The organism is Chryseobacterium vrystaatense, from assembly GCF_000737765.1.
In the GTDB taxonomy this organism is placed as follows: Bacteria; Bacteroidota; Bacteroidia; order Flavobacteriales; family Weeksellaceae; genus Chryseobacterium; species Chryseobacterium vrystaatense.
Map to the genome: position 1 here is coordinate 143,841 of NZ_JPRI01000001.1, position 25,324 is coordinate 169,164.

General features: G+C 36.6%; 23 protein-coding genes and 1 riboswitch. Of the genes, 7 read left to right on the forward strand and 16 right to left on the reverse strand.

Annotation, left to right across the window (positions count from 1 at the left end):
* Window positions 1–10: 10 nt before the first annotated feature.
* From IW16_RS00640 to IW16_RS00650, 3 genes are all read right to left on the reverse strand, one after another.
* Complete coding sequence (locus tag IW16_RS00640) at window positions 11–1,171, reverse strand: trans-sulfuration enzyme family protein (RefSeq protein WP_034738672.1); 1,161 nt, start codon at window positions 1,169–1,171, stop codon at window positions 11–13.
* Window positions 1,172–1,239: 68 nt separating this feature from the next.
* Window positions 1,240–2,778: an ACT domain-containing protein gene (locus IW16_RS00645; protein ID WP_034738674.1), complete on the reverse strand. Its 1,539-nt coding sequence runs from the start codon at window positions 2,776–2,778 to the stop codon at window positions 1,240–1,242.
* Window positions 2,775–3,776 (reverse strand): alpha/beta fold hydrolase, encoded by a 1,002-nt coding sequence (locus tag IW16_RS00650; RefSeq protein ID WP_051889810.1) that lies wholly within the window; start codon window positions 3,774–3,776, stop codon window positions 2,775–2,777. Before IW16_RS00650 ends, IW16_RS00645 begins: the two co-directional genes overlap by 4 nt.
* A gap of 61 nt (window positions 3,777–3,837) precedes the next feature.
* Window positions 3,838–3,944, reverse strand: a riboswitch (SAM riboswitch).
* A gap of 187 nt (window positions 3,945–4,131) precedes the next feature.
* On the opposite strand from IW16_RS00650, the gene IW16_RS00655 reads away from it, so the two are divergent.
* The gene (locus IW16_RS00655; protein WP_034738676.1) at window positions 4,132–6,747 is read left to right on the forward strand and encodes an MGH1-like glycoside hydrolase domain-containing protein; all 2,616 of its coding nucleotides are present in this window, start codon (window positions 4,132–4,134) and stop codon (window positions 6,745–6,747) included.
* Between the two features lie 50 nt (window positions 6,748–6,797).
* On the opposite strand, the gene IW16_RS00660 is transcribed toward IW16_RS00655, so the two are convergent.
* From IW16_RS00660 to IW16_RS00690, 7 genes are all read right to left on the reverse strand, one after another.
* On the reverse strand, window positions 6,798–7,217 hold the full coding sequence (locus IW16_RS00660) for an OsmC family protein (protein WP_034738678.1): 420 nt from the start codon (window positions 7,215–7,217) through the stop codon (window positions 6,798–6,800).
* A 74-nt stretch (window positions 7,218–7,291) separates the two neighbouring features.
* The gene (locus IW16_RS00665) at window positions 7,292–8,614 is read right to left on the reverse strand and encodes a DUF58 domain-containing protein (RefSeq protein ID WP_034740419.1); all 1,323 of its coding nucleotides are present in this window, start codon (window positions 8,612–8,614) and stop codon (window positions 7,292–7,294) included.
* A 120-nt stretch (window positions 8,615–8,734) separates the two neighbouring features.
* On the reverse strand, window positions 8,735–9,766 hold the full coding sequence (locus tag IW16_RS00670; RefSeq protein WP_034738681.1) for an AAA family ATPase: 1,032 nt from the start codon (window positions 9,764–9,766) through the stop codon (window positions 8,735–8,737).
* Between the two features lie 131 nt (window positions 9,767–9,897).
* Complete coding sequence (locus tag IW16_RS00675; RefSeq protein ID WP_034738682.1) at window positions 9,898–11,055, reverse strand: hypothetical protein; 1,158 nt, start codon at window positions 11,053–11,055, stop codon at window positions 9,898–9,900.
* Window positions 11,056–11,069: 14 nt separating this feature from the next.
* Complete coding sequence (locus IW16_RS00680; protein WP_034738685.1) at window positions 11,070–11,867, reverse strand: hypothetical protein; 798 nt, start codon at window positions 11,865–11,867, stop codon at window positions 11,070–11,072.
* Window positions 11,860–12,822, reverse strand: coding sequence for a DUF4013 domain-containing protein (locus tag IW16_RS00685; protein ID WP_034738688.1), 963 nt, complete (start codon window positions 12,820–12,822; stop codon window positions 11,860–11,862). Before IW16_RS00685 ends, IW16_RS00680 begins: the two co-directional genes overlap by 8 nt.
* Complete coding sequence (locus IW16_RS00690; RefSeq protein ID WP_034738689.1) at window positions 12,806–13,789, reverse strand: stage II sporulation protein M; 984 nt, start codon at window positions 13,787–13,789, stop codon at window positions 12,806–12,808. The genes IW16_RS00685 and IW16_RS00690 overlap by 17 nt, the downstream gene beginning before the upstream one ends.
* Window positions 13,790–13,816: 27 nt before the next feature.
* Here IW16_RS00690 and IW16_RS00695 point away from each other — a divergent pair, with 27 nt between their 5' ends.
* Window positions 13,817–14,563, forward strand: coding sequence for an RDD family protein (locus tag IW16_RS00695; protein ID WP_034738691.1), 747 nt, complete (start codon window positions 13,817–13,819; stop codon window positions 14,561–14,563).
* A gap of 144 nt (window positions 14,564–14,707) precedes the next feature.
* Entirely contained in the window at window positions 14,708–14,998 is a 291-nt protein-coding gene (locus tag IW16_RS00700; protein WP_034738693.1) for a GNAT family N-acetyltransferase, read from the forward strand.
* On the opposite strand, the gene IW16_RS00705 is transcribed toward IW16_RS00700, so the two are convergent.
* The 5 genes from IW16_RS00705 to smpB all read right to left on the reverse strand — a co-directional run bounded on the left by IW16_RS00705 (window position 14,987) and on the right by smpB (window position 19,708).
* Window positions 14,987–15,958, reverse strand: coding sequence for a glycosyltransferase family protein (locus IW16_RS00705; RefSeq protein ID WP_034738695.1), 972 nt, complete (start codon window positions 15,956–15,958; stop codon window positions 14,987–14,989). The genes IW16_RS00700 and IW16_RS00705 overlap by 12 nt on opposite strands.
* Complete coding sequence (locus IW16_RS00710) at window positions 15,959–16,783, reverse strand: UDP-2,3-diacylglucosamine diphosphatase (protein WP_034738697.1); 825 nt, start codon at window positions 16,781–16,783, stop codon at window positions 15,959–15,961. It abuts the gene before it with no gap.
* Between the two features lie 56 nt (window positions 16,784–16,839).
* The gene (locus IW16_RS00715; RefSeq protein ID WP_034738699.1) at window positions 16,840–17,580 is read right to left on the reverse strand and encodes a YebC/PmpR family DNA-binding transcriptional regulator; all 741 of its coding nucleotides are present in this window, start codon (window positions 17,578–17,580) and stop codon (window positions 16,840–16,842) included.
* A gap of 95 nt (window positions 17,581–17,675) precedes the next feature.
* On the reverse strand, window positions 17,676–19,172 hold the full coding sequence (locus IW16_RS00720; RefSeq protein ID WP_034738701.1) for an OmpA family protein: 1,497 nt from the start codon (window positions 19,170–19,172) through the stop codon (window positions 17,676–17,678).
* A gap of 77 nt (window positions 19,173–19,249) precedes the next feature.
* A complete protein-coding gene (gene smpB, locus IW16_RS00725; protein ID WP_034738703.1) occupies window positions 19,250–19,708 on the reverse strand; it encodes an SsrA-binding protein SmpB in 459 nt (152 codons plus the stop codon).
* A gap of 192 nt (window positions 19,709–19,900) precedes the next feature.
* On the opposite strand from smpB, the gene IW16_RS00730 reads away from it, so the two are divergent.
* Window positions 19,901–21,523, forward strand: coding sequence for an ABC-F family ATP-binding cassette domain-containing protein (locus IW16_RS00730; RefSeq protein WP_034738707.1), 1,623 nt, complete (start codon window positions 19,901–19,903; stop codon window positions 21,521–21,523).
* 85 nt (window positions 21,524–21,608) lie between these two features.
* On the opposite strand, the gene IW16_RS00735 is transcribed toward IW16_RS00730, so the two are convergent.
* On the reverse strand, window positions 21,609–22,421 hold the full coding sequence (locus tag IW16_RS00735; RefSeq protein ID WP_034740420.1) for a M48 family metallopeptidase: 813 nt from the start codon (window positions 22,419–22,421) through the stop codon (window positions 21,609–21,611).
* 110 nt (window positions 22,422–22,531) lie between these two features.
* Between IW16_RS00735 and recJ the strand changes: the two genes are divergently transcribed.
* The 3 genes from recJ to IW16_RS00750 all read left to right on the forward strand — a co-directional run bounded on the left by recJ (window position 22,532) and on the right by IW16_RS00750 (window position 25,298).
* Window positions 22,532–24,244, forward strand: coding sequence for a single-stranded-DNA-specific exonuclease RecJ (gene recJ / locus IW16_RS00740; protein WP_034738709.1), 1,713 nt, complete (start codon window positions 22,532–22,534; stop codon window positions 24,242–24,244).
* A gap of 33 nt (window positions 24,245–24,277) precedes the next feature.
* A complete protein-coding gene (gene nadD, locus IW16_RS00745) occupies window positions 24,278–24,862 on the forward strand; it encodes a nicotinate (nicotinamide) nucleotide adenylyltransferase (RefSeq protein WP_034738712.1) in 585 nt (194 codons plus the stop codon).
* A gap of 94 nt (window positions 24,863–24,956) precedes the next feature.
* Window positions 24,957–25,298, forward strand: coding sequence for a DUF3817 domain-containing protein (locus IW16_RS00750; RefSeq protein WP_034738715.1), 342 nt, complete (start codon window positions 24,957–24,959; stop codon window positions 25,296–25,298).
* Window positions 25,299–25,324 lie beyond the last annotated feature (26 nt).

The window sequence follows — 25,324 nt, forward strand, 5'->3', positions numbered from 1 at the left end:
AATTGCCCAACTAATCTAAAGCCTGTTTTAGATCTGCAATGATATCATCTATATGCTCCAGGCCAACAGAACATCGAACAAGACCCGCTGTAATTCCTACTTCGTTTCTTTCCTCGTCTGTCAGTTTTGAATGGGTAGTTGAGGCAGGATGCGTTACAATCGTTCTGGTGTCTCCCAGATTGGCAGAAAGTGAACACATTTTTATTTTATTTAAGAAATTTCTTCCTCCTTCTATTCCACCTTTAATTTCGAATGCGACTATGTTACCTCCCAATTTCATCTGCTTTTTAGCCACTGCATAGCTTGGATGAGATTCCAGGAATGGATATTTGGTCAGCTTAACATTCGGATGGTCTTCTAAAAATTGGGCAACCTTTAATGCATTTTCACAGTGCTTTTCAACACGAATCGCCAGCGTCTCCAGACTTCTAGACAATACCCATGCGTTGAATGGCGACATGGCAGGTCCTGTATTTCTGGCAAAAAGATAAATTTCTCTGATCAGATCAGCCTTCCCTACAGCTACACCTCCCAATACTCTTCCCTGTCCATCAATCAGTTTCGTTGCAGAATGTACAACAACATCTGCACCATATTTAATGGGCTGTTGCAGATAAGGTGTTGCAAAACAGTTATCTACAATAAAAATCAAATTATGTTTTTTCGCGATCTTTCCAAAAAATTCAAGATCAAGAATTTCAATAGCAGGATTGGTAGGAGTCTCAAGATACAGGATCTTGGTATTGGGTTTAATATACTGCTCAACATGCTCTGCATCCTCTGCTTTGAAATACGTTGTTTCAATATTCCACTTAGGGAAATATTTTGTAAAAAGGGTATGTGTAGATCCAAAAACAGACTGACAGCTTACAATATGATCGCCCGCATCCAATAAAGTGGCAAATGTGGAATAGATAGCTGCCATTCCTGTAGCGAATGCATATCCAGCTTCTGCACCTTCCATTTTTACGATCTTATCTGTGAATTCTGTCACATTAGGATTTGAAAAACGGCTGTACAGGTTTTTGGATTTTTCTTCCGCAAAACTTGCTCTCATATCTTCCGCATCTTCAAAAATAAAGCTGGATGTAAGGTATAAAGGGGTAGAATGTTCATCAAACTGACTTCTTTCAGTTTGGGTTCTTATCGCTGAAGTTTCAAAATTTTCCATATAGTTTAATTATCAATGTACGAATGATTGCCAGGCTGTTACCTTGCTATATTGTTACATTATTAATATTATTTAGTTTCACTTACTCTTAGAATATCTCCAAAAACACCTCTTGCAGTTACCTGAGCACCGGCACCGGCGCCCATAATCACAATCGGATTTTCTCCATAACTTTCAGTATAAATCTCAAAGATAGAATCTGAACCTTTAAGCTGGCCTAAGGCAGAACTTCCAGGCACTGAAATCAATTTCACATCAAGTTGCCCTTTATCTTTCTGAAGATCTCCGTGAAGATCTCCTACATAGCGCAGTACATGATCCGGTTCCTGTCCTTCTTTAAGTTTCTGATATTCCTCATCCAGTTCATCCAGTCTTGAGATAAATTCACTTTTTTCTACCGACAATAGATTTTCCGGGATTAAATTCTGTATGTTGATATCCTGGAATTCATTAATAAGATCTAACTCTCTGGCAAGGATCAGAAGTTTTCGTGCGACATCGTTTCCTGAAAGGTCTTCACGTGGATCCGGCTCTGTATATCCTTTTTCCATTGCCTCTCCTATTACGGTTGAAAACTTATCATTTCTCACTGAGAAGTTATTGAAGATATAACTTAACGACCCAGAGAATACGCCTTTAATCCTCGTAATATTTTCTCCTGAAAGGTGTAGCAATTTTATGGTATCAATTAATGGAAGTCCTGCTCCTACGTTGGTTTCATAAAGATATCGTCTGTTGTTTTTGCTCAACGTATATCTTAGTTTACGGTATTCCTCGATGGGAAGTGTATTGAATATTTTATTGGAAGAAACCAGATCAAAACCATTTTCAGCAAGGGTATGATAATTTTTCACAAAATCTTTGCTGGCCGTGTTATCGACTACGATCAGATTTTCCAACTGATTTTCTTTGGAGAAGTTGATCAGCTCCTCCACATTCGATGGATGTTCAGCCGTTAGAACCTCATCATTCCAATCGGCATTAAAACCCTTTTTATTAAAAGCTATTTTTCTTGAATTGGCTACTGCAACCACTTTAAGATCGATCTTTTTTCTTCTTTTTATTTCTTCTGAAGATCGCAAAACCTGTTCTATTAAAGTCTTCCCTACATTCCCATGTCCGATAATTGCAAGATGTACTGTTTTGGGTTTTTTGAAAATTTCAGATTCAATAACATTCTTTGTTTTCTCATCCTGTGAAGAAGTTACTACAATATTTACTCTGTTTTCGCCAGCTACCTGATTTAAAAGAAGTGGGAAAACATTATTTCTTGCAAGTTCTGCAAGTACTTTATTGAAATCTTCAGCTACAAAACCAAGTACTGAAACATTATTGATACTATAGATTTGTGAGACTTTTCCTGATTTTCTCTCTGCTTCAAATTCGTCAATCAGGCAAGCCACTGCTTTTTCAGCATCTGCCTCGTTCACCAGAATAGAGAGTCCGTTTTCTATCGCCTGCTGGGAGATCACTCCCACACTGATTCGCGCTAAAGTAAGCGCTTTAAAAATTCTTCCGTCGATTCCTATTTCTCCTAAGAAATCTTCTCCTTCAAACTTGATGATTGATCTGTTTTTTAAAAACTTTATTTCGTTCGCATTTTTCATCTGTTCTTTACTTTTTGTTTATTATTATCAGATGGAGTTTCGCTTTCGCTCTCTTTCATTCTGAAAATATTGTTGATGATATTATTTAATTGTTTGTATTCCATTAAGAAGGCATCATGTCCGTGAATTGACTGTATCTCATGATAGAAGACTTCTTTCTTTTTATCTTTCAGCTTCTCAAAGCACATTCGTATTTCTGAGGCAGGAAAAAACAAATCTGTATCTACAGCAATCAGGTGCATTCGTGCGCTGATCTTTTCCAGTTTATTTTCGTCCGTATTGATGTTCATGAGAAGATGATTCATAAGCTTGTAAGAGCTTAAACTAAATCTATCGTTTAGTGAATTTCCATGATAAACAAGCCAGTCTTCTGATTCCAACCGCTGATTTTCCTTAAGATATCTATTCTGAAATCTGTCGTTTAGGGACTGTGGAGTTCTGTAGCACAACATAGCGTGGATCCTAGCTTTTTGAAGAGGTTCTTCATTTCCATTCAACAGAAATTTCTGAACCAGACACTGTGCGTGAAGCCAGTCATGAGTTCTGAAATCGCAGGCAACAGGAATAAAAATCTCTGCAAGCTGCGGCTGCTTCGCCAGCATTTCCCAGGCAATTCCTCCTCCGAGTGAACCTCCAATAATGGCATATAAGTTTTTGATATGTAAAGCTTCGAGACCTTTCAGGAATATTTCAGCAATGTCTGAAGGGGTGAAGTCTTCGTAATGGTCAATTAAAAAATGATCATATCCGTTTCCGGGAATATTGAAACAAAGAACAGTGTATGTATTCGTATCAATTACCTGCTGATCACCGATCAATTGTTTCCACCATCCTTTTTCTCCGGAAACATTTGAATTTCCGGTTAAAGCATGATTTACCAATATAACAGGTGCTGTAAACAGCTCTTTCCCGAAGATCTGATAAGTCAACGGGATATGGCATTCCTTTTGGGAATGATTCTGATACGAAAGATTAATATAGTTTAGTTCTGTTTTCAATTCTATTATTATTTTAATACAATTGAAAATGCCACAGGAAATGGCTGAAAAGAACTTCAGTAAGTTATCTGTCCAAAATAAATTGGTAGAACGTAGCACCTTCTCTGCTTGCACAAAGGGTTGCTAAGGTTTCATAGGGTCTAATCCCTCAACCTTTCTTGATAACATTTTCAATATTTGAATGAACGCTCTGCAAAGATATGTCTTTTCTTTTAAATTTTAAAAGAAAAAATATTTAATCTTAAAAAAGCCTCTAATCATAAGTGTTTCAAGGCTATGTTAAGAATTATTCAGATGAAAAGAATTGGAATTATTTTTCAAAAAAACTAACTTCGTCTTGAAAAAATGATGAAATATGACTGTTGAAAAAGAAAGATTACAAGATTCCCAATGGAAAAACTGGGGACCATATGTCAGCAACCGACAGTGGGGAAATGTACGTGAAGACTACAGCCCAAACGGAAACGCCTGGCATTACGCGAACCATAATAATGCAGAAAGCTATGCTTACAGATGGGGTGAAGAAGGTATAGCAGGAATCTCCGATGTGAAGCAGATTTTCTGTTTTGCTTTTTCATTCTGGAACAAAAAGGATAAGATAATAAAAGAACGTTTCTTCGGGCTGAGCAATCCTCAGGGTAATCACGGAGAGGATATCAAGGAGATTTTTTACTACCTTGATAATACACCTACCCACAGCTATATGAAAATGGTGTACAAGTATCCCATCAACCCATTTCCCTATGATGATCTTGTTGCAGAAAATGGGAGGCGCAGTAAAAAGGAACCCGAATACGAAATTTTTGATACTGGAATTTTTGACAATGACGAATATTTTGATATTTTTATTGAATACTGTAAAGCAGACCATAATGATATTCTGGCGAGAGTAACTGTTCATAACAGAAGTCGTGAGGATGCCCCGATTGTGGTAGCTCCCACTGCCTGGTTTAGAAATAACTGGAAATGGGGCTACAATACTTATAAAGGACAGACCAATGCCTCCTACGACGGATGCATCGATATTAATCATGACAGTATTTCAATCAAAAAGCTGTATTCAAGAAATCTGGCGGCCAAGAGTGCTTTCTGTGAGAATGAAACCAATACTCCAAAATTATATGGAGCTCCTTATACAGGAAATACTTATTTCAAAGATGGCATTAACGATCATATTATTTACGGGAGCAATACAGTGAATCCTGAAAAAAGAGGCAGCAAAGCTTCTTTTATTATAGATGAAATCATAGAAGCAGGTCAGTCTAAAACTTTTGATTTCAGATTATGTCCTGCTGAGGTGGATGAGCCTTTTGAAAATTTTGACGAGATCTTTGCTGCTAGAATCGCTGACACCAATGAGTTTTACCATGAAATCCAAAGTGAAACGACAAATGATGATGAAAGGAATGTTCAGAGACAGGCTTTTGCCGGTCTTCTTTGGAATAAACAGTTTTATCATTACAATGTAGGGAAATGGCTGAAAGGGGATCCTAATCATCAGGCTCCAAGAAACTTCAATGACTATGTAAGAAATACAGAATGGAACCATCTTCACAATAAGGATATTATCTCGATGCCCGATAAATGGGAATATCCATGGTATGCTACCTGGGATCTGGCTTTTCATTGCGTTCCTTTTTCCATTATTGATGCTGAATTTGCAAAGGGACAGCTTCTTCTTTTGACGAAGGAATGGTATATGCATCCAAACGGTCAGCTTCCTGCCTATGAATGGAATCTGAGCGACGTGAATCCTCCTGTCCATGCATGGTCATGCTTCCGTGTTTTTAAAATTGATGAAAAACAGAATGGCAAGCCTGATCTTTTATTTCTGGAGAAGGTTTTCCAGAAGCTCCTTCTAAATTTTACATGGTGGGTAAACAGAAAAGACCAAAGCGGTAATAATATTTTTGGCGGAGGCTTCCTTGGTCTGGATAATATCGGAGCTTTTGACCGTAATATGGAACTGAAAGACGGACAACACCTTGAACAGGCAGACGGAACCAGCTGGATGGCAATGTACGCCCTGAATATGATGCGGATTGCAATGGAACTCGCCCAGTATTATCAGGTGTATGAAGATATGGCGATCAAATTTTTTGAACATTATCTGTACATCGCAGAAGCAATGGAAAACTTAGGTGAAGAGAAAGAAGGTCTATGGAATGAGGAAGACGGCTTTTTCTATGATGTACTTCAGCTCGGCAATGGAGAAAGTGTTTCGTTAAAACTTAGAAGTATTGTTGGACTGATTCCTATGTTTGCAGTAGAAATTATAGACCATAAATTACTGGATAAGATGCCTAATTTCAAGACACGCATGGAATGGGTACTGAAGAACAAACCGGAGCTTACAAAGCTGGTTTCCCATTGGGACGAGGAAGGACAGGGCAGAAAACATCTGATGAGTATTTTACGCAAAAACAGACTAACTAAGGTTTTGAGAAGAATGCTTGATGAGAATGAATTTTTAAGCTCTTATGGAATTCGTGCCATGTCAAAAGTATACGAAGAAAATCCATTTGTATTCTCAGTTCACGGTACTGAAAATGTAGTATATTATACTCCTGCGGAAAGCGACAGCAGAATGTTTGGAGGCAACAGCAACTGGCGCGGGCCGATCTGGTTCCCTATCAATTTCCTGATCGTAGAAAGTTTACAGCGTTTTCACTTTTATTACGGGAACAGCTTAAAAGTAGAATTTCCGACCGGAAGCGGTGAAAAGAAAAACCTTGATGAGGTAGCACAAAATATCAGCAAAAGACTATGCTCACTGTTTTTAAAAGATGAAGACGGGCAAAGACCTTTCAATGGCGGCAATGCCAAGTTCAATTACGATGAACATTTTAAGGATTATATCACTTTCTTTGAATATTTTCACGGAGACAACGGTCGTGGCGTAGGAGCTTCTCACCAAACCGGATGGACGGCAACGGTAGCCAAACTTATGAAACCTAGATTAACAGTATAAAAAGCAGAGGCCGGCCCAAATGGGCCGGCCTCTTATATTAATTAAAAAAATTAAACTTTTTCTCCGTTCACAAGAACTTCATAACCGATCTCTACATTTGGTTCTAAAGTTTTTGATACGGAACAGTATTTCTCAAAAGAGAGCTGCGCTGCTTTCAATGCTTTTTTAGGATCAATATTCCCTTCCAGAAGAAATCTTACTTTGATCGATTTAAAAGGTTTTGCATCTTCTACCGGAATTCTTTCTCCTTCTACTTCAGCCTGGAAACCTGTGATTTCCTGACGTTGTTTTTTCAGGATAGCTACGACATCTATTCCACTGCATCCGGCAACAGCCATCAGTACGCTTTCCATAGGAGAAACACCTTTAGCTCCGGGTTGTGAGGTATTATCCAAAAGAATAGTATTCCCCTGTGAGTTGGTACATTCAAATAAAAAATCGTCGTTAAGTCTGTTTAGTGTTATTTTCATTTCGAATTTTATTAAAAGATTTTTCGGCTCCGCTTAGAGTGATGGGAGCCATTAGATTTATGATCAGTGCAAAATTATAAAATTCCCCGCGCTTTTATCTCAAGATATTTATTGATAACGTCAATATTCAAGTTTTCAGGTAGAGTATATACGGTATAAATCCCGTACTTTCTGAGTTCCTGAATGATCAGTTTCTTTTCAAACTCGAATTTTTCGGCAACGATCTCATCATAGATCTCCTGCATATTTTCAGGGTTCTTGTGAATCAGGGTCTGCAATTCTGAATTTTTAAAAAATATGACAACCAACAGGTGGTTTTTGGCAATTCCACGGAGGTATTTCAGCTGTCTGTTCAACCCGTCAAGGGTTTCAAAATTGGTAAAAAGCAGAACAAGACTTCGTTGATTCAGAGAATATTTCACATCCTGATACAAGCGGTTAAAGTCACTTTCAAAAAAATCAGTTTTAATATTGTATAAAGCTTCTGAGATCTTTTTCAGCTGTCCGGATTTGTTTTCAGCTGCGATTTTATTCTCAGTCTTTTTGGAAAAGGTCATCATTCCTGCCCGATCACCCTTTTTCAGAATAATATGTGACAAAGCCATTGCAGCATTAATGGAATAATCAAGAAGACTCAATCCATTAAAAGGCATTTTCATGGTTCGTCCTTTATCAATGAGAATGAAAATCCTTTGTGATTTTTCATCCTGAAACTGATTCACCATCAACCGATTTGTTTTGGATGTGGCTTTCCAGTTGATTGTTCTTATATCGTCTCCGGGAACATAGTCTTTGATCTGCTCAAATTCCATCGTATGTCCCAGCTTTCTTATCTTTTTTATTCCGCCCATCATAAATTCACTTTGCAACGCCATCAGTTCATATTTTCTGAGGTGCACAAATGACGGATAAGCAGGCAGCATCGCATCTTTTTGAAAAGTAAACCTTTTTGACACAAATCCCAATGGTGAAGATGCATACACATTCAGATTACCAAAGCTGTACTCTCCTCTTTCTTTAGGTTCAAGGCTATACTGGAAATAGGTATTCCTACCTGGTTCTATATTTTTTGTAATTAAAAAATCTCTTTTCTGGAACTGAAACGGAATTTCATCAATGATCTTTGTACTGATCTTAAAACTGTAGTTATTTTTAATATCAATCTTTACAAAATTTTCATCGCCGTTGGATAGTTTTTCCGGAAGTATCCTTTGAGCAAGCACCGCATTTTTTTGATTAAACAGTAAAAGATAATCTACCATTGCTGCAAGAAAACAAATAATCAGTACTATGTGAGCTGCCCACATCAGAAACGGAAAGAAAAAAGCAAGGACATACAATATCCCCACTCCAATGAGTGAAAAGAAAAATCGTGTATTGATGTATAGGTTTTTCATTTTTTTGATCGCGGGTAGCAGGTTGTTGGTGGGACTTACTGTAGAGAGTTTATTAAACCGTTCAGCATTTTTCACATTTCGATAATGCCCTGATTTATTTCTATAACCATAGTCTTCTACCTATCTTGGAATCTCTATTCCCTCTAAAATCTGACGTATAATCTCATCTGCAGTTAAACCTTCCATTTCCCGTTCCGGAGAAACGATTACTCTGTGTCTTAATACAGCGTAACTTGCTTCTTTGATATCTTCAGGAGTTACAAAGTCCCGTCCTCTCATAGCGGCAAATGCTTTGGAAGCCGTAAGCAAAGCCAGAGAAGCTCTTGGAGAAGCGCCAAGATACAAGAATTGGTTTTCTCGTGTATTGACGATAATTTTAGCAATGTATTCCATCAGCTGCGATTCAACGATGATCTCTTTAACGAGATTCTGGTAACTTTTCAGCTGTTCGGCAGTAATGACACGGTTTACACCTTCCGTTTTATCCTCTTTTCTACTCTCATGCTGGTTTCTGATAATCGCAATCTCCTGCTCGAGATTAGGGTATCCTACATTGATTTTGAACAGAAAACGGTCTAGCTGTGCTTCAGGGAGCCTGTATGTTCCTTCGTGTTCAATAGGGTTTTGTGTCGCAACAACCAGAAATGGTTCATCCATAACATAACGGATCCCATCCATGGTGATTTGTCTTTCTTCCATTACTTCAAATAAAGCGGCCTGAGTTTTAGCCGGTGATCTGTTGATCTCATCAATTAATATAAAGCTGGAAAAAATGGGTCCTTTTTTAAATTCAAATTCAGAGTTTTTTACACTGAAAACTGAAGTTCCCAAAATATCTGAAGGCATAAGATCCGGCGTAAACTGAATTCTGCTGAAACCCACATCCATCGTTTTTGCCAAAAGCTTTGCCGTGATGGTCTTCGCAACTCCCGGAACCCCTTCTATCAATACATGTCCGTTTGATAAAAGCGCAGCAATAAGATGCTCGATCATGCTTTCCTGCCCTACGATTACTTTGGCGATTTCAGCTTTTACTTTTTCCAAGCTGGCACGAAGCTCGATCATATCAATTCTCGACTGAAACTGATCTTCTTTTTTATTTAAATTAATAGAACTTTGATTTTCTACATTCTGGTTTTCAAGGTTTTCCATAATTATATGTTTTTTGGTCTAGCAATCTAACGGTTTAATAATGCAGTGATTTTATCTTTCTCCGATAATTTGGCCTGCGTCATATCTTCCTTTTATTGGTACATTATTAAGTAAATAGATTGTTTCATTGTTTATTTCAGTATTTCATCAAGAAGCTTGTTCATTCTGGTAAGGTCCTCCTTCATCACATTTCCATATGGATCCTGACCTTTTCGGATCAGAATGATAGCTTCGTTGATCATTTCCATTGTTTTCCCGGTCTTTAAATGAAGTTTTTTCACAAATTCTTCATCCAGATTTTGGGTATCAATCAAAAGATCCATTCTTACTTTATTCAGAAAATATTGGGCTTTCTTAGCCATCATATCATGAAAATCTCCTTCCTGAAGATAAAGATTTCCAATGCTTTTTACAAAGTCAACTGAGGTATTTCTCAGAGGTTCTTCAACAGGCACTATTCGCTGCTTTCGTTTTGCGTTAAAGAAAATAAACAGGACAAGACCTCCCAAAAGTACCCACCATGCATATTTCAACGCGGGATTGGAAAGTACAAACCTCATGAAGAAACGCGAAACTTTAGTGTCATTTTCTACAAACCAGATCGTTTCTCTATCCTGAAGATATGAAAAAACATCCTGAGCATATTCTACATTTCCCGGTTTCAACAAATAATAGTTAGTCAGGAAAAGCGGTTCACTATGAACATAAATCGTTCCTTTCCCAAACTTGGTCTTAATAAAATTGACCTGGTCAGTATTGTCTTTCTCTACTGTCTTTCCCAAAACTTCCACTTTAGGTTTGATATAGGAAAATCCTCTGCCAGACGGAAACTTATCTAATTTAATAAAATCATTCTGGTATACTTTGTCTGTAAGTTTCAGTACATTTTCTTCAGCGAAAGATATATCTGAACTATAGAATCCAATGCTATCTGAAATATCTTTGGGTACATTGCTCACTAGGATCATAGCATCCGAACCGTCTGATACCTGATCCATAATTTTTTTCCAGGACTCTTTATCAAGGTCTTTTTCAATAACAATGATATTGTGTGCTTCCTTTTTTCGCTCGCTGTAATAGTCGTAAGGTGTTTGTTCTATTTTTTTAAGATTATTCTTAAACAGACTTTTTGCTTCATTACCAAAAACAAACAGGCCAAAGGGAGATTTTTCGTTGATATTAAAATTCTTACGCCAGTTTGTTGTTTCCTTTTTGTTGACTTCAAGCAATGCCAGAATAACCATCACAACGATGAATATCACAGCATATATTTTGAAGGTTTTTTTCATGTTAAATGATTTAATTAAATTTTAAATGCCTGGTACTGACTTTTGAATTTCAAATAGTTCTGTTCATCAATATTGAACTCTCCATACCAAACATAATCGAAAATATAGGACAAGCCGGCAAATTCGTTTTTCAGGTCAATATTCTTTAATTCTGCGGCATAATCTTTATTGGTCTTTTCAGGGTTCCAGTTGATTTGCTTTTTATCACTCAGTTTTTTCAAAATAAACAGAAACTGGTAACGTACTGCTGAACGGTAATCTCCTTCCCTTTCAAATTTTGCAATGCTTTCAGGAAAGTTGATCTCATGAATATTTTCGTGAAGTTCTTCTGCATTGATATTTACTTTTTTATTTTTCTTACCGAAAAAAAGATTTCCATCTTTCCCCATGAGAAATTTAATAATAAAATAAAGAAGAAATCCTACCAGAATAATAGCGAACAGGCGGATAAGAATTGTCGTGATTTTGGCGGAGTTTGTAAAAACCGTTTCTCCAAAAATACTCTGAAGGATTTTATCTATTCTCCTCATCAGTTTCTGGAAAAAAGATTCTCTGGGTTTGGAAACGGAATAATCAAATTCATTTCCTTTATATCGGGACTGAAGGTTTTCTTTGAACTTTTTAGGATACACCCTGTTTTCTGAAACAGGTTTCAGGATCAACACAGAGTCTGCACGCAGCATATTCCGGTAATGCCCCGTTCCTAAAGAATCTGCCAAATAATCTTCTAACGTTGCACTCCCATCGTTATCCTGTGCATAAACAGGACAAATTGAGAAAAAGATCAGCAGAAAAAGAAGGAATTTATTCATTACTACCAATCGTTTCTATTTCTTCAAGTTCAACTTTCTGATGCAGATCCGTTCTGCTATCGTAATACATCAATCCGGCATTGATATACATCAGATTGGAAAGTATTAATGAAGCCAGTATGGAAACTCCATAAAATACAAAGAAAAGAATTCCCAAGGCTCCGGTGAAAGGGTTCTCTTCAAAATTCCCGTCAGGAGCAGATGTAAGAATTGATCCGTACATAAATATCATCGGGACGAAAGTAAATACCGATGTAACCATATACATAATTATGAACATGATGATGGATGCTCCCCAATATTTCCAATACGGAGATTTTTCATTTCCATTTGCGTATGAAAACTGGGATCTTATGGAATAGCTTAAACTCTCTATAAAACCTCTCTTCGTATTAAAATAATCATACATCAGAAATGCCGATACATTAAATGCAGTAGGATATACAAGTAATATGAGGAAAAACCCAATAATAATAAGCAGCAGCAAATAGGAAAAACCTAAGACAATCATAGTTATCGGAAGTAGGATGAACAGCATTCCGATGCACATCTTGAAAATCCTTCCTGCATTTCTTTTAAAATCATCCAGAATCTCATCTGTTTTGACCTTTTGAGCTCCTTCAGCGATCCGTTTCATATAAAAAACAGGATACAGGTAGTTGACAATTGCCAAGAGTACGAATAGAAGAAAGACGAGTATTCCCGCCACAATCAGCATTCCTGCATTTTCCGAAAAATATCTTTCGAAATAATAACTTTCTCCACTAACGTTGGAACCAACCAGCTGACCGAAGATTTCTCTAAAGCCAAAAACAACTACGGCAAGTGTTAAAATTAATAACAGCCCGTTGATCAGGATATAATTTTTAAAATAATTTCTTCCATATAATTTGAAAAATTGAAAGCTGTCACTAATGAAAGCTCCAAATTCTCTTTTTTTATAAAACTGCATCATTAGTGTGATTATTAATTTTTTTATAAACTATTGAAGGATAAACAAAATAGTAAAATCCTATAATGACCAGTGAACTGATTATTATCGCTAAATTGACCACCAGCGGCATTTTCAAAGCATGTCTTGTGACATAACCTTCAATAATCCCGGCACATATCGTAAACGGAATGGTACTGAGAAAAATCTTAAAAGAATCTTTGAAACCTCTTTTAAAGGAATTAAATCTCGAAAAAGTTCTCGGAAAAAGGATACTTGTTCCTAAAATCAGACCACACATTGCTTCTACAACCATCGCAAAGATTTCAAAAACACCGTGAAGCCAGATTCCTCTTGCACTGTCTTTCAACGCCCCATAATCATAGAAAAAATACTGGAATGAACCAAGCATTACGCTGTTGGAAAGAAGGGCAAATAAAGTTCCTATACCACCTGTGATTCCATAAATATATAATTTTGCTCCCACTCCGATATTATTGAAAATAATACCAATGGTACTTCCCCAGGTAGAACCACTTTGGTAAACACCTACAGCATTCCCTTTTTTAATGTTTTCTATGGTTTCATTTACATAATCTTCACCAAGAATGATATTGGCAAAGTCTTTATCATAAGCTCCGGAAAGCACTCCTATTGAGGTAAAGAGAATAAAGAAAAGAAATGCATACAAAAGATATCTCCTGTATTGATATACCAAAAGAGGAACTTCTGTTCTGAAGAAATAGGTCAGCCTGTTCTCCTCTACTCTTTTGGTTTTGTAAATTTTTTGAAATATCTGAGAGGAGAGATGATTCAGATATATCGTAGTATTACTTTTAGGATAATAAGTCTGTGCAAATGAAAGATCATTGATCAGATTAATATACAACGAAGACAGGTCATCAGGATTTTTTTTTATTTTACCTTGAATAACCTGTTCAATTCCCAACCATTTTTCTTTATTTTGTTTAATGAAATAAACTTCTCTCATAATTGTAAGGCTAAAATAATAAAAAATATGTCTCAAATTGCGATAAATACCTCACAAAATGTAAATATTAACTTTACTATTGCAAGTGTCGGGGAAAGAATGCTTGCCTTCATTATCGATCTTTTGATAAAGGTTGCTTATATAGTCATTGTATTCTATCTTTTCTTCAACATTTTCGATCTTGGGTATTTATTGACAGGACTGGATCAATGGTCTATCATGGCGGTTTATATAGTTCTTACCTTCCCGGTTTACATTTATCCTCTGGTTTTAGAAAGCCTCATGGAAGGGCAGACACCCGGAAAAAGACTCATGAAGATCCGGGTCGTAAAAATTGATGGCTATCAGGCAAGCTTTGGTGATTATCTTATCCGTTGGGTTTTCAGACTCATCGACACTTCAGCTGCAGGTGTAATCGGTTTGATCTCTATGATTGTTTCCAAAAATAATCAGCGTCTGGGTGATATCGCTTCGGGTACTGCTGTAATTTCCTTAAAGAATAACATTAATATTTCCCACACCATCCTGGAAAATATCAAGATTGATTACGTTCCCTCTTTTCCTCAGGTGATCGCCTTAAGCGATAATGATATGAGGATCATCAAAGACAATTATGTCAAGGCCATTAAAGTTGACGACAGACAAATCATCAGTAAGCTTTCTGAGAAGATCAAAAGCATTTTAAAACTGGAAACAGATCCAAAGATGACAGAGAGACAGTTTATCAATGTAGTGATTAAGGATTATAATTATTATACAGGGAAAGATACCTGATCGGTTGATTTTCAATGGTTAATTTATAACTGCCTGAAAACAGGCATTAAATAAATTGAACTTAATGGGAAGCAGATTCACTATTTCTTTATTACAATTCGCCGTCGGTGCAATTTTTGTATCTTTATTTATAAACCTTTGAATATGAAATTTGAAAACAACAAATCAGGAAACGGTGGCGTTCTTACACTGAACAATGAAACAAAAGAAGTAGGAAGATTAACCTATACTATTTTCCCGGAAGACAGCAAGTTTATTATTTCTTTTGTTCTGGTACACCCGGAATTTGAAGGTCGCGGATTGGGAAAATATCTGGTAGAAGAAGCTATAAAGTTCGCAAGAGAAAATAATTGGAAAGTATATCCCCACTGTTCATATGCTAGAGCTGTAATGACCAGAATGAATGATGTAGAAGATATTTTTCTAAAGAATTAAAACCTCATTCACCAAGATGTCCTCAATATCATTAGGATAATCTACTTTTAAGTGCTGGTCTGAAGCTACCCATTCCATAATTTCCTGAAGCTTTAATACTTTAGAATTTGGAATTCCCATAAGGTCAAGAGCACTGGCATTACATTCCTGCTCATACTGGTTATGAATAGGAATCACAAAAAGTTTTTTATCCATGAAAAGAGCTTCTGCAGGTGTTTCAAAACCAGCATTGCATAAGATTCCTTCACAGCTTTCAAAATATTTAAGGTACTGTATCTCATCAATGGGGAAAACTTCGACGTTTTTCACTTTTACCTGTACTTTGCTGTATTTTGAAAACACTTTCCATTCAACAGGAATCTGTTTTAAAACTTTAATTATATTTTCATCTGCAAAACTGGGAAGATATACGAGATAATACCCTTTTTTATCAGGATTCAGATTTCTGATCTTCTTCCTGATGACAGGTTTTTTGATTTGTGGATGATAATTTTCAAAGTGAAAACCAATCTTTCTTTCACTAGGTACATAATATTTCAGAATTAACTCACCAAGAAAATCTTTCCTATCTGGTTTGGGTGTTTCAGCAAAACTCATGGAAGCCTGATGACTCAATTCGATCATTGGCAGCTTTTTCAATTTACCCGCCCATCCGGTAAGAGGTTCATAATCATTAATGATCAAATCGTACTGTGAAAGTTCCAATTCTCTGACTGTTTTTGCTGCTTCAAGAAATTTATTTTCAGTAAATGTTTTACGATAGGATAAACCGCCTGTTTTATTGTAAAGCAGAGAAACGCCCCTGTATTGAAAGTTAATATCGAAATCGGCCTTTAATTGTGACTGGTGACCACTGATCAAGGTGTCGACCGAAGCATATTTTTTAAGAATAGGAATTATTTCCTGTGCTCTGGCAATATGGCCGTTCCCTGTCCCTTGAAATGCGTACAATACTTTCATTTAAGAAAAATTAGTTACTATTTTCAGAAGTTCAGAACTGTCCATATCCTGGATTTCTTCCGCTTCGTCATCTTGAAGTGAATCTTTGTGATCATCATAATAGAATATTTTCCATTCTTTATCATGATATTCAAGAGCCGAGAGGTTTTCTATCCAGTCTCCGGAATTCAGATAAGTACATGATCCTTTTTTATTGGTAACTTCACGGATCTGAGGCTGATGGATATGCCCACAGATCACATAATCATAGTGATTGTCTATAGCCAATTCGGAAGCAGTCAGTTCAAAGTCACCAATGTACTTTACGGCCTTCTTCACATTATTTTTGATCTTTTTTGAAAACGAATATTTTTCTCTACCCATTTTTTCCAGAAACCAATTGACTACATTGTTGATAACAATTAAGAGATCATATCCTTTTCCCCCGAGTTTTGCAATCCATTTAGAATGCTGAACAGATGCATCAAAAACATCTCCATGAAATATCCAGGTCTTTTTTTCGTCAATGTTAAGACAGATCTTATTACAGACTTTCAATTTACCCAATTCAAAATCGGTAAATTTCCTAAACATTTCGTCATGGTTCCCCGTAATATAGTAAACCTGCGTATTTTTAGTAGCCAACGAAAGGATCTTTTTGATCACTTTCAAATGAGGTTTAGGGAAGTAAGACTTTTTAAACTGCCAGATGTCGATAATATCACCATTCAAAACTAATGTTTTAGGCTGGATAGAATTGAGATACCGTAACAGCTCTTTAGCCTTACATCCATAAGTTCCCAAATGAACATCCGATATGACAACTAACTCAACGTTTCTTTTCATAGTTTTATACAAAGAAACTAATTGAAAGTTAACTGTATATGAATGCTATATTATTTTTACAGTGAGTTCATCAGCTCTTCTGTGATTTCCATGTTGTGATAAACGTTCTGTACATCATCATCATCTTCAAAACGCTCCAACATCTTCATATTTGCTTTGAACTGATCTCCATTTACCTCCTTACTATTGTTTGGAATTCTCTGAAGTTCTGCACTTTTTGCTTCAATTCCCAATTCATCTAATTTATGTGATAATGAACCGAAATCTTCGAAAGCTGTTGTAATCATTACTTCTTCTTCATCTTTTTCCACATCTTCTGCACCTCCATCAATCATTTCCATTTCAAAATCATCCCAATCCATTTTGATTTGAGATAAATCAAGTGTGAAAATACCTTTTCTATCGAAAATAAACGCAAGCTCTCCGTTTTTTCCCAGGTTCCCATCAAATTTATTGAAAATCGCTCTTACATTGGCTACAGTTCTTGTCGGGTTATTCGTAGTACACTCAACAAAGAAAGCTACTCCCCCCTGTCCGTATCCTTCGTATGTAATTTCTTCATAGTTTTCAGCGTCAGCACCTCCTGCCTTTTTGATAGCTCTTTCTACATTATCTTTAGGCATGTTGGCACCTTTGGCATTCTGGATACATCTTCTTAAAGCTGGATTGGCTTCAGGATCTGTTCCACCGGCCTTTACTGCCAATGCAATGTCTTTACCTATTTTAGAAAATGTTTTGGCCATTTTATCCCATCGGGCCATTTTAGAAGCTTTTCTATATTCAAATGCTCTTCCCATTTTAATTTTTTAAATTTTCAACAAAATTAACTAAAAGTCAACAAAAAAAAAATACCCCCAAAAAATTGGAGGTATTTATTATTTAGAAAAATTAATTATTTTTTCTTTTTAGCTGGAGCTTTTTTCTTAGCTGGAGCTTTTTTAGCTTTTTTCACTACAGTCTTCTTCTCTACAACTTCTAGATCAGATTTCTTAAGTGCATCCCAAGCAGCACCGTTGATAGCTTCAACAACTACTTTTCTGTCAACAATTCTATCTGCATCAGAAGCTTTTTCAGAAACAGTAGCATCTCTTTCACCAACTCCTACAGATTTTAACTGATTTCCGCTAACACCTCTAGCTTCTAGAGCACCAACTACTGAAGCAGCTCTTTGTCTAGAAAGTTTCAAGTTGTAAGCATCAGCACCTTTCTTATCTGTGTGACCAGTTACTAAGAAAGTACCATCGTTAGACTGCTTAATGATTGTAGCAGCTTGGTCTAATTTACCACTAGATTCAGGTCTGATAGTTGCTTTGTTGAAATCAAATAAGATATCTTTAAGAGCACCGGTAGCTTCTTTAGCGATAACATCTTTTGGCTTAGGACATCCGTTGTATTCTGGAAGACCTGGAACTGTAGGACAAGCGTCATCTTTATCTAAGATTCCGTCACCGTCTGTATCTGGCCAAGGACAACCGTTGTTTTCTGCAGGACCTGCAACTGTAGGACAAGCATCATCTTTATCGATAACACCGTCACCATCTGTATCTGGCCAAGGACAACCGTTGTTTTCAACTGGACCAGCTACTTCTGGACATTGATCGTCTTTATCTGGAACTCCGTCACCGTCAGTGTCAGGACATCCCTGGAATTCTGGAAGACCTGGAGTATCTGGACAAAGATCATCTTTATCTAGGATACCATCCTTATCTCTATCTCTGTTACCGAATCTGAATAAGATCGATGCAGAAGCTTGCCAGAAGTTAGCAACTGTAGATTTATCACCTGGAGTTGATACATAATCACCCTGAACACCAAGACCAAAGTTCTTAGTTACCCAGAAGTTAGCACCAGCACCTGTAGAAACTGTAAAGTGGTTAGCTTTACCATTCTCGTTACCACCATCTCCGTTAGGAACAGATTCACCTTTGTAATCGTTTCTAGGGAAAGAATAAGCAGTATAGTCATGTCTCAAGTAGTTAGCACCTACTCTTAAATATGGATCGAACCAAGATTCCTCATTCCATAAAAGACCAGCTGCTTTAGCTTGGAAACCAAGACCTGTCATTAGGAAAAACTCTTTCCCAAAGTTAAATCTCTTATTATCTACATTACCTACAGAAGTCTGCCAGTCGATAACTAAACCTTTACCGATGTTTCTAGCAACTGTTAATTTAGATAATGGAGGTGTGATTGAGAAGTTGTTCATATTGAACATTGTCTTCGTCAAATTATTAGCAGAGAACGTATTACTGAATCCTGTCTGTGCTGCCTTGTGATTTTCCGCATGAGCACCAACTCCGATTAACCACGGATTGTTGGTCGTCTGCGCGAAGACAGTAGAGGCAACAGTAAGCGCCAATGCTGAAATTCCTAATTTTAGATTTTTCATAGAATTAAATGATTAAATAATTGATAATGCAAAATAAATATAATTTTTCTTTATATACAAAGTTTTTTGAATGATTTTTAACTTTTCTTTAATATTCTATCCAGGTTACGTTTATTTTCTCTATCTTTTATCGCTTCCCTTTTATCAAAGAGTTTTTTCCCTCTACCAAGTGCAATCAGAACCTTTGCTTTCCCCTTGTCGGTGATATATAGCTTAAGAGGTATAATTGTGTTCCCAGCATCCTTTAACTTTTTTTCAAGTTTTAACAATTCTTTTTTGTGCAACAGCAATTTCCGTTCCCTTTTTGTTTTGTGATTATAAAAAGTCCCCAATTTATACTCATCAATCATCATATTTATAATGTATAACTCCCCATCAATAAACTGACAGAAGGATTCTGTTATAGATGCTTTGGATGAACGTAAAGATTTTATCTCTGTACCCGTTAAAACCATCCCTGCTTCAATTTCTTCAAGGAGTTCATATTCAAAGCGGGCTCTTCTGTTTAATATACTGACTGTTTTTTCGATCTTCATTTTAAAAATTCGTGTGATTACATTTAATTAGCCTAGCCAATCCTGCATTAAGAGTCCCCATGGGACTTCCTAATACTTTTATTTCATTAATGAAATATAGAAAAAATACCTCACATTTAAAAACTTGACTTTTACATTATTACGAAATACCCAAATTCTTTTCGTAATTTTGCGCCAAATTTACAAAACTATATGTTAACAGTATCTAACTTATCTTTACAATTCGGGAAAAGAATTCTTTTTGACGAGGTAAATATTATGTTTACCAAAGGAAACTGCTACGGGATTATCGGAGCAAACGGTGCAGGGAAATCTACATTCCTTAAAATACTAACAGGAAAGCAGGATCCTACTACAGGACATGTATCTTTGGAACCAGGAAAAAGAATGTCAGTTTTGGAGCAGGATCACTTTGCTTACGATAACTATACTGTTCTTGAAACTGTATTAAGAGGAAATAAAAAATTATTTGAGATAAAGGAGGAAATGGATGCGCTTTATGCTAAGGAAGATTTCTCTGACGAAGATGGAATCAAGGCAGGTGAGCTAGGTGTAATCTATGACGAAATGGGAGGATGGAACTCCGAATCTGATGCACAAACGATGCTTTCTAACGTAGGCATCAAGGATGGTATGCACTGGCAGATGATGAGCGAACTGGAAAACCAGGACAAAGTAAAAGTTCTTTTGGCACAGGCTCTTTTTGGAAATCCTGATGTATTGATTCTGGATGAACCTACGAATGACCTTGACATTGAAACCATTGCCTGGTTAGAAAACTTCCTTGCAGATTATGAAAACACTGTGATTGTGGTTTCTCACGACCGTCACTTCCTGGATACCGTTTGTACACACATCGGAGATTTAGATTATGCGAAACTTAACCTTTATACAGGTAACTATACTTTCTGGTACCAAGCTTCTCAGCTAGCGACAAGACAAAGAGCTCAGGCTAATAAAAAAGCAGAGGAAAAGAAGAAAGAACTTCAGGACTTCATCGCAAGATTCAGCTCAAACGTTGCAAAAGCGAAACAGGCTACAGCCAGAAAGAAAATGATCGATAAATTAAACATCGATGATATTAAGCCATCTTCAAGAAGGTACCCAGCCATCATTTTCGAAATGGAAAGAGAGGCGGGAGACCAGATCCTGGATGTAAAAGGTCTTGAAAAGACTAAAGACGGAGAATTATTATTCTCAAACATTGACTTAAATCTTAAAAAAGGAGATAAGGTAGCTGTACTTTCTAAAAGTTCTTTAGCCATTACTGAATTTTTTGAAATTTTAGCAGGAAACACTGAAGCAGATAAAGGGAATGTTGCATGGGGAGTTACAACGAACCAATCTCATATGCCTTTAGATAATACAAAATTCTTTCAGGAAGACATCAGCCTTGTAGACTGGTTGAGACAATTCACTAAAAATGATGAAGAGCGTCACGAAGAATTTATGAGAGGATTCTTAGGAAGAATGTTATTCTCCGGTGATGAAGCTTTAAAGTCTTGTAAAGTGCTTTCAGGAGGTGAGAAAATGAGATGTATGTTCAGTAGAATGATGCTTCAGAAAGCAAACGTTTTATTATTAGACGAACCGACCAACCACTTAGACCTTGAAAGTATTACAACTTTGAACAATTCATTGTCAAACTTCAGAGGAAATCTTTTGCTTTCGTCTCATGACCACGAAATGCTTCAGACTGTCTGTAACAGAATCATCGAATTAACGCCTCAAGGAATTATCGACAGAGAAATGACTTACGATGAATATCTTGCTGACAAAAAAGTAAAAGAACTTAGAGAAAAAATGTATTCTTAATTTATTGAGACCACATTAAATTCATGATAAAGAAAATTCCTCAAAGTTAACTTTGAGGAATTTTTATTTTTAAATTAAAATTGTATTATTTGGTAAGCTTCGTTTTTGGAATAGCAACCGTTCCGGGGTCTTTCCATAAACCGTCTTTTTCTGCTCTCTTCTTAACAGCCTGCGCTCTTTTTTCGCTGTCAGGGTGAGAGTTGAACATTTTTTCGAAACCACTCTGAGTACTTCCTTCTGAAAGCAGAGCCAATTTTTTGAATGCCGAATACGCTCCTACTACATTGTAGCTGTTAGCCTTCATGAAGTCGTAAGAATATGTGTCTGCTTCTGATTCCTGTTTTTTGCTGTGAGAAGCATCAAGGAATTCGTTGGCCATTTTTCCTACCTGGCTTTCACTTAATGTAGCAACCGTTCCTGATGCTGATGATGCTGCGTCCAGTGCAGCTGCTTTTAAATAAGCAGATTTAATAGCGTCTTTAGTATCCTGATTTTTCACATGACCTATTTCGTGACCGATTACGGCAAGCAATTCATCATCTGTCATGATATCCATTAACGAAGAAAATACACGAACACTTCCGTCTGCACATGCAAAAGCATTGATATCTTTTACTTTGTAAACTTTATAGTTAAGAGCAAGGCCGTCCTGAGTTTTGTGTTTTCCAAAAAGCTTGTTAAGTCTAACTGTGTAAGGATCTTTAGGACCAGCAACCGGATTATTTTTATCCATCCAGTCAACAGATTCCTTTGATAGTTTCACTGCGTCTTCATTGGTAAAAGTAAGTGCTTTTGCTCCTTTCGAAACAACGCCTACCGCTTTTCCAAGATTAATTTTCTGTGCTGTTACAGCATTCATAGCCCCTAAGAATAAAAGGCAGATTGTAATTTTTTTCATAATCATTTTTAATTTGGACCGCGAAGATAGATATTTTTTTTAACATTCAGTCAGTCAAGTTCATTCCTTAATCATTTCAAAATGCTGTTTTTTTTCACTATTTTTGTGAAATGAGTCAGAAATGGATTTACAAGCCCGAACCCGACGAGGAAGTTGTGGACAGATTAAGTTCGTCACTTGGTTTTGGTACTTTTGAATCTAAACTCCTCGTTTTAAGGGGAATTGACAATTATCAAAAGGCCAGAGAATTTTTCAAACCTAATCTTAACGATATACACAGTCCATTCTTAATGGCAGATATGCAGAAAGCTGTAGAGCGTATTGCAACTGCTATTGAAAACGGCGAAAAAATACTTGTTTATGGTGATTACGATGTAGACGGAACTACAGCTGTTGCCGTAATGTACCTTTATCTCAGCAAAATTGTTGAGAAAAAATATTTGGATTATTATATTCCTGACAGAAATTCTGAAGGATATGGAATTTCTACTGAAGGTATTGATTTTGCGAAAGAAAATGGTTTTTCGCTGATTATTGCCTTAGACTGTGGGATTAAGGCTATCGATATGATCCAGTATGCTCAGGAAAAGGGAATTGACTTTATTATTTGTGACCACCACCTTCCGGGTGATGAAATTCCAAATGCAGCAGCCGTTTTGGATCCAAAGAGAAATGACTGCAGATATCCTTTTAAAGAACTTTCCGGATGTGGTGTAGGTTTTAAGCTATGTCAAGGTTTGAATACCATCTATAAAATTCCAGAAGCCGAATTATTTGAGCTTACTGATCTGCTGGCTATTTCCATCGCTGCCGATATAGTTTCTATGACGGGTGAAAACAGAGTATTTGCCAAAATGGGATTAAAAGTTCTAAGAAAAACAAGAAATATCGGTTTGAGACTGTTGATTCCTGAGGATAAACTGTCTCACTTTGAAATTTCAAATATTGTTTTTGAAATTGCTCCCAAAATAAATGCAGCAGGAAGGATTTCTCACGGAAAAGCAGCTGTAGAACTTATGGTTTCTGACAATCTGAAGCACGCGAATCAAATCGTTGGAGATATTATGAATCTTAATGATGAAAGACGTGAGCTTGATATGAATTCTACTCTTTCTGCTTTGAACCAGATCATCGAGTCCCAGCAACAGTCCAAACATTCCACTATTGTTTATCATCCCGAATGGAACAAAGGAGTGATTGGTATCGTAGCATCAAGACTTATAGAAACCTATTATAAGCCCACTTTAGTATTTACGGACGGTAATAATGGTGAGATGGTGGCTTCTGCCAGATCAGTTTCTGATTTTGATGTGCATGAAGCACTGGATATGTGCTCTGAATATTTTCTGAAGTTCGGAGGGCATCACGCGGCGGCAGGTCTTTCGATGGAAAAAGACAAATTTGAAGCATTCAAAATAAAATTTGAAAAAATAGTTTCCGAAAAAATCCAGGTCCACCAGCAGGAACCTTCCGTTACCATTGATTCTGAAATCAAAGTGGACGAAATTAACCGGGAGTTTATTAATTTCCACAGAAAACTGGCTCCTTTCGGTCCTCATAATATGAAACCTATTCTTACACTGACCAACCAAAAGCTTTCTGGTTATGTAAAAACAATGGGGAAAGATAATAATCACCTGAAGTTTTATATCAAACAGGAATCTACAGGCAGAAACATAGAATGTGTAGGATTCAAACTGGGACAGCATGCGGAAGATTTTAAAAATAAAAATTTCGACCTTGCTTTCACTTTAGAGGAAAACCACTGGAAAGGAAATGTAACCCATTATTTAAATATAAAGGATGTGAAATTCAGGGATTAACCTCTGCAGCAACCTGTTATCTACTTAATAACAATGAAAAAAATCGGTTTATTTTTCGGTTCTTTCAATCCGATACATATTGGACATTTAATTCTGGCGAACTACATTCTGGAGAATTCTGACATGGATGAATTATGGTTTGTCGTAAGTCCGCAGAATCCTTTTAAAGATAAAAAGTCACTGCTGAAAGATCACAACAGACTGGATATGGTGCAGCTTGCTGTAAAAAGCTATCCTAAAATGAGAGCTTCCAATGTAGAGTTTTCTCTTCCCAAACCCAGTTATACGATTGATACACTGACTTATCTTCACGAAAAGTATCCTGATTATTCTTTCAGTCTGATTATGGGTGAAGACAATCTGGACAGTCTTCATAAATGGAAGAATTCTGAACTTCTGATCAAGAATCATCACATCATCGTATATCCAAGGGTTTTTGAAGGCGAAAAAAAGGATTCAGAATATCTGCAGCATGAGAACATTTCAATGATCAAAGCTCCTGTTATAGAGCTTTCGGCAACAGAGATCAGAAATATGATCAAGGAAGGAAAAAATGTGCGTCCTATGCTTCCACCGGAAGTTTTTGAATATTTGGACGGAAGCAGTTTTTATAAGTAATTTTGCAAATAAGAAGTTAGAAACTGGAATTTAGAAATTAGCAGATCACCATATAATCAGTTCCGCCTTTAACTCTTACCTTATACTTTACAACATGGAATTTATCGAAAAATTTTTCTCAAAATATTCTCAGGAAAGAGTTATCAAATGGTTTAAACAGATTTGTCTGGCCGAAGCGGTCTCATGGCTATTTCTATTTACAGCAATGACCTGGATACGTATAGATCCTGAAGGTATCTTTCCAATCATTTACATTAGTACTATTGGGAGTATTCACGGATTATTTTTTACACTTTATCTACTCTTCCTACCTGCTGTAAGAAAAATATACACTTGGGATGATGAAGACAGCGTCTTCGCGCTAATCGCCGCATTTTTCCCTTTTGCAACAATCTGGATAGATAAATCTTTAGCTAAAAAAAACCGCGAGCAATAAAAAAGCGAGACATTGCGGTCTCACTT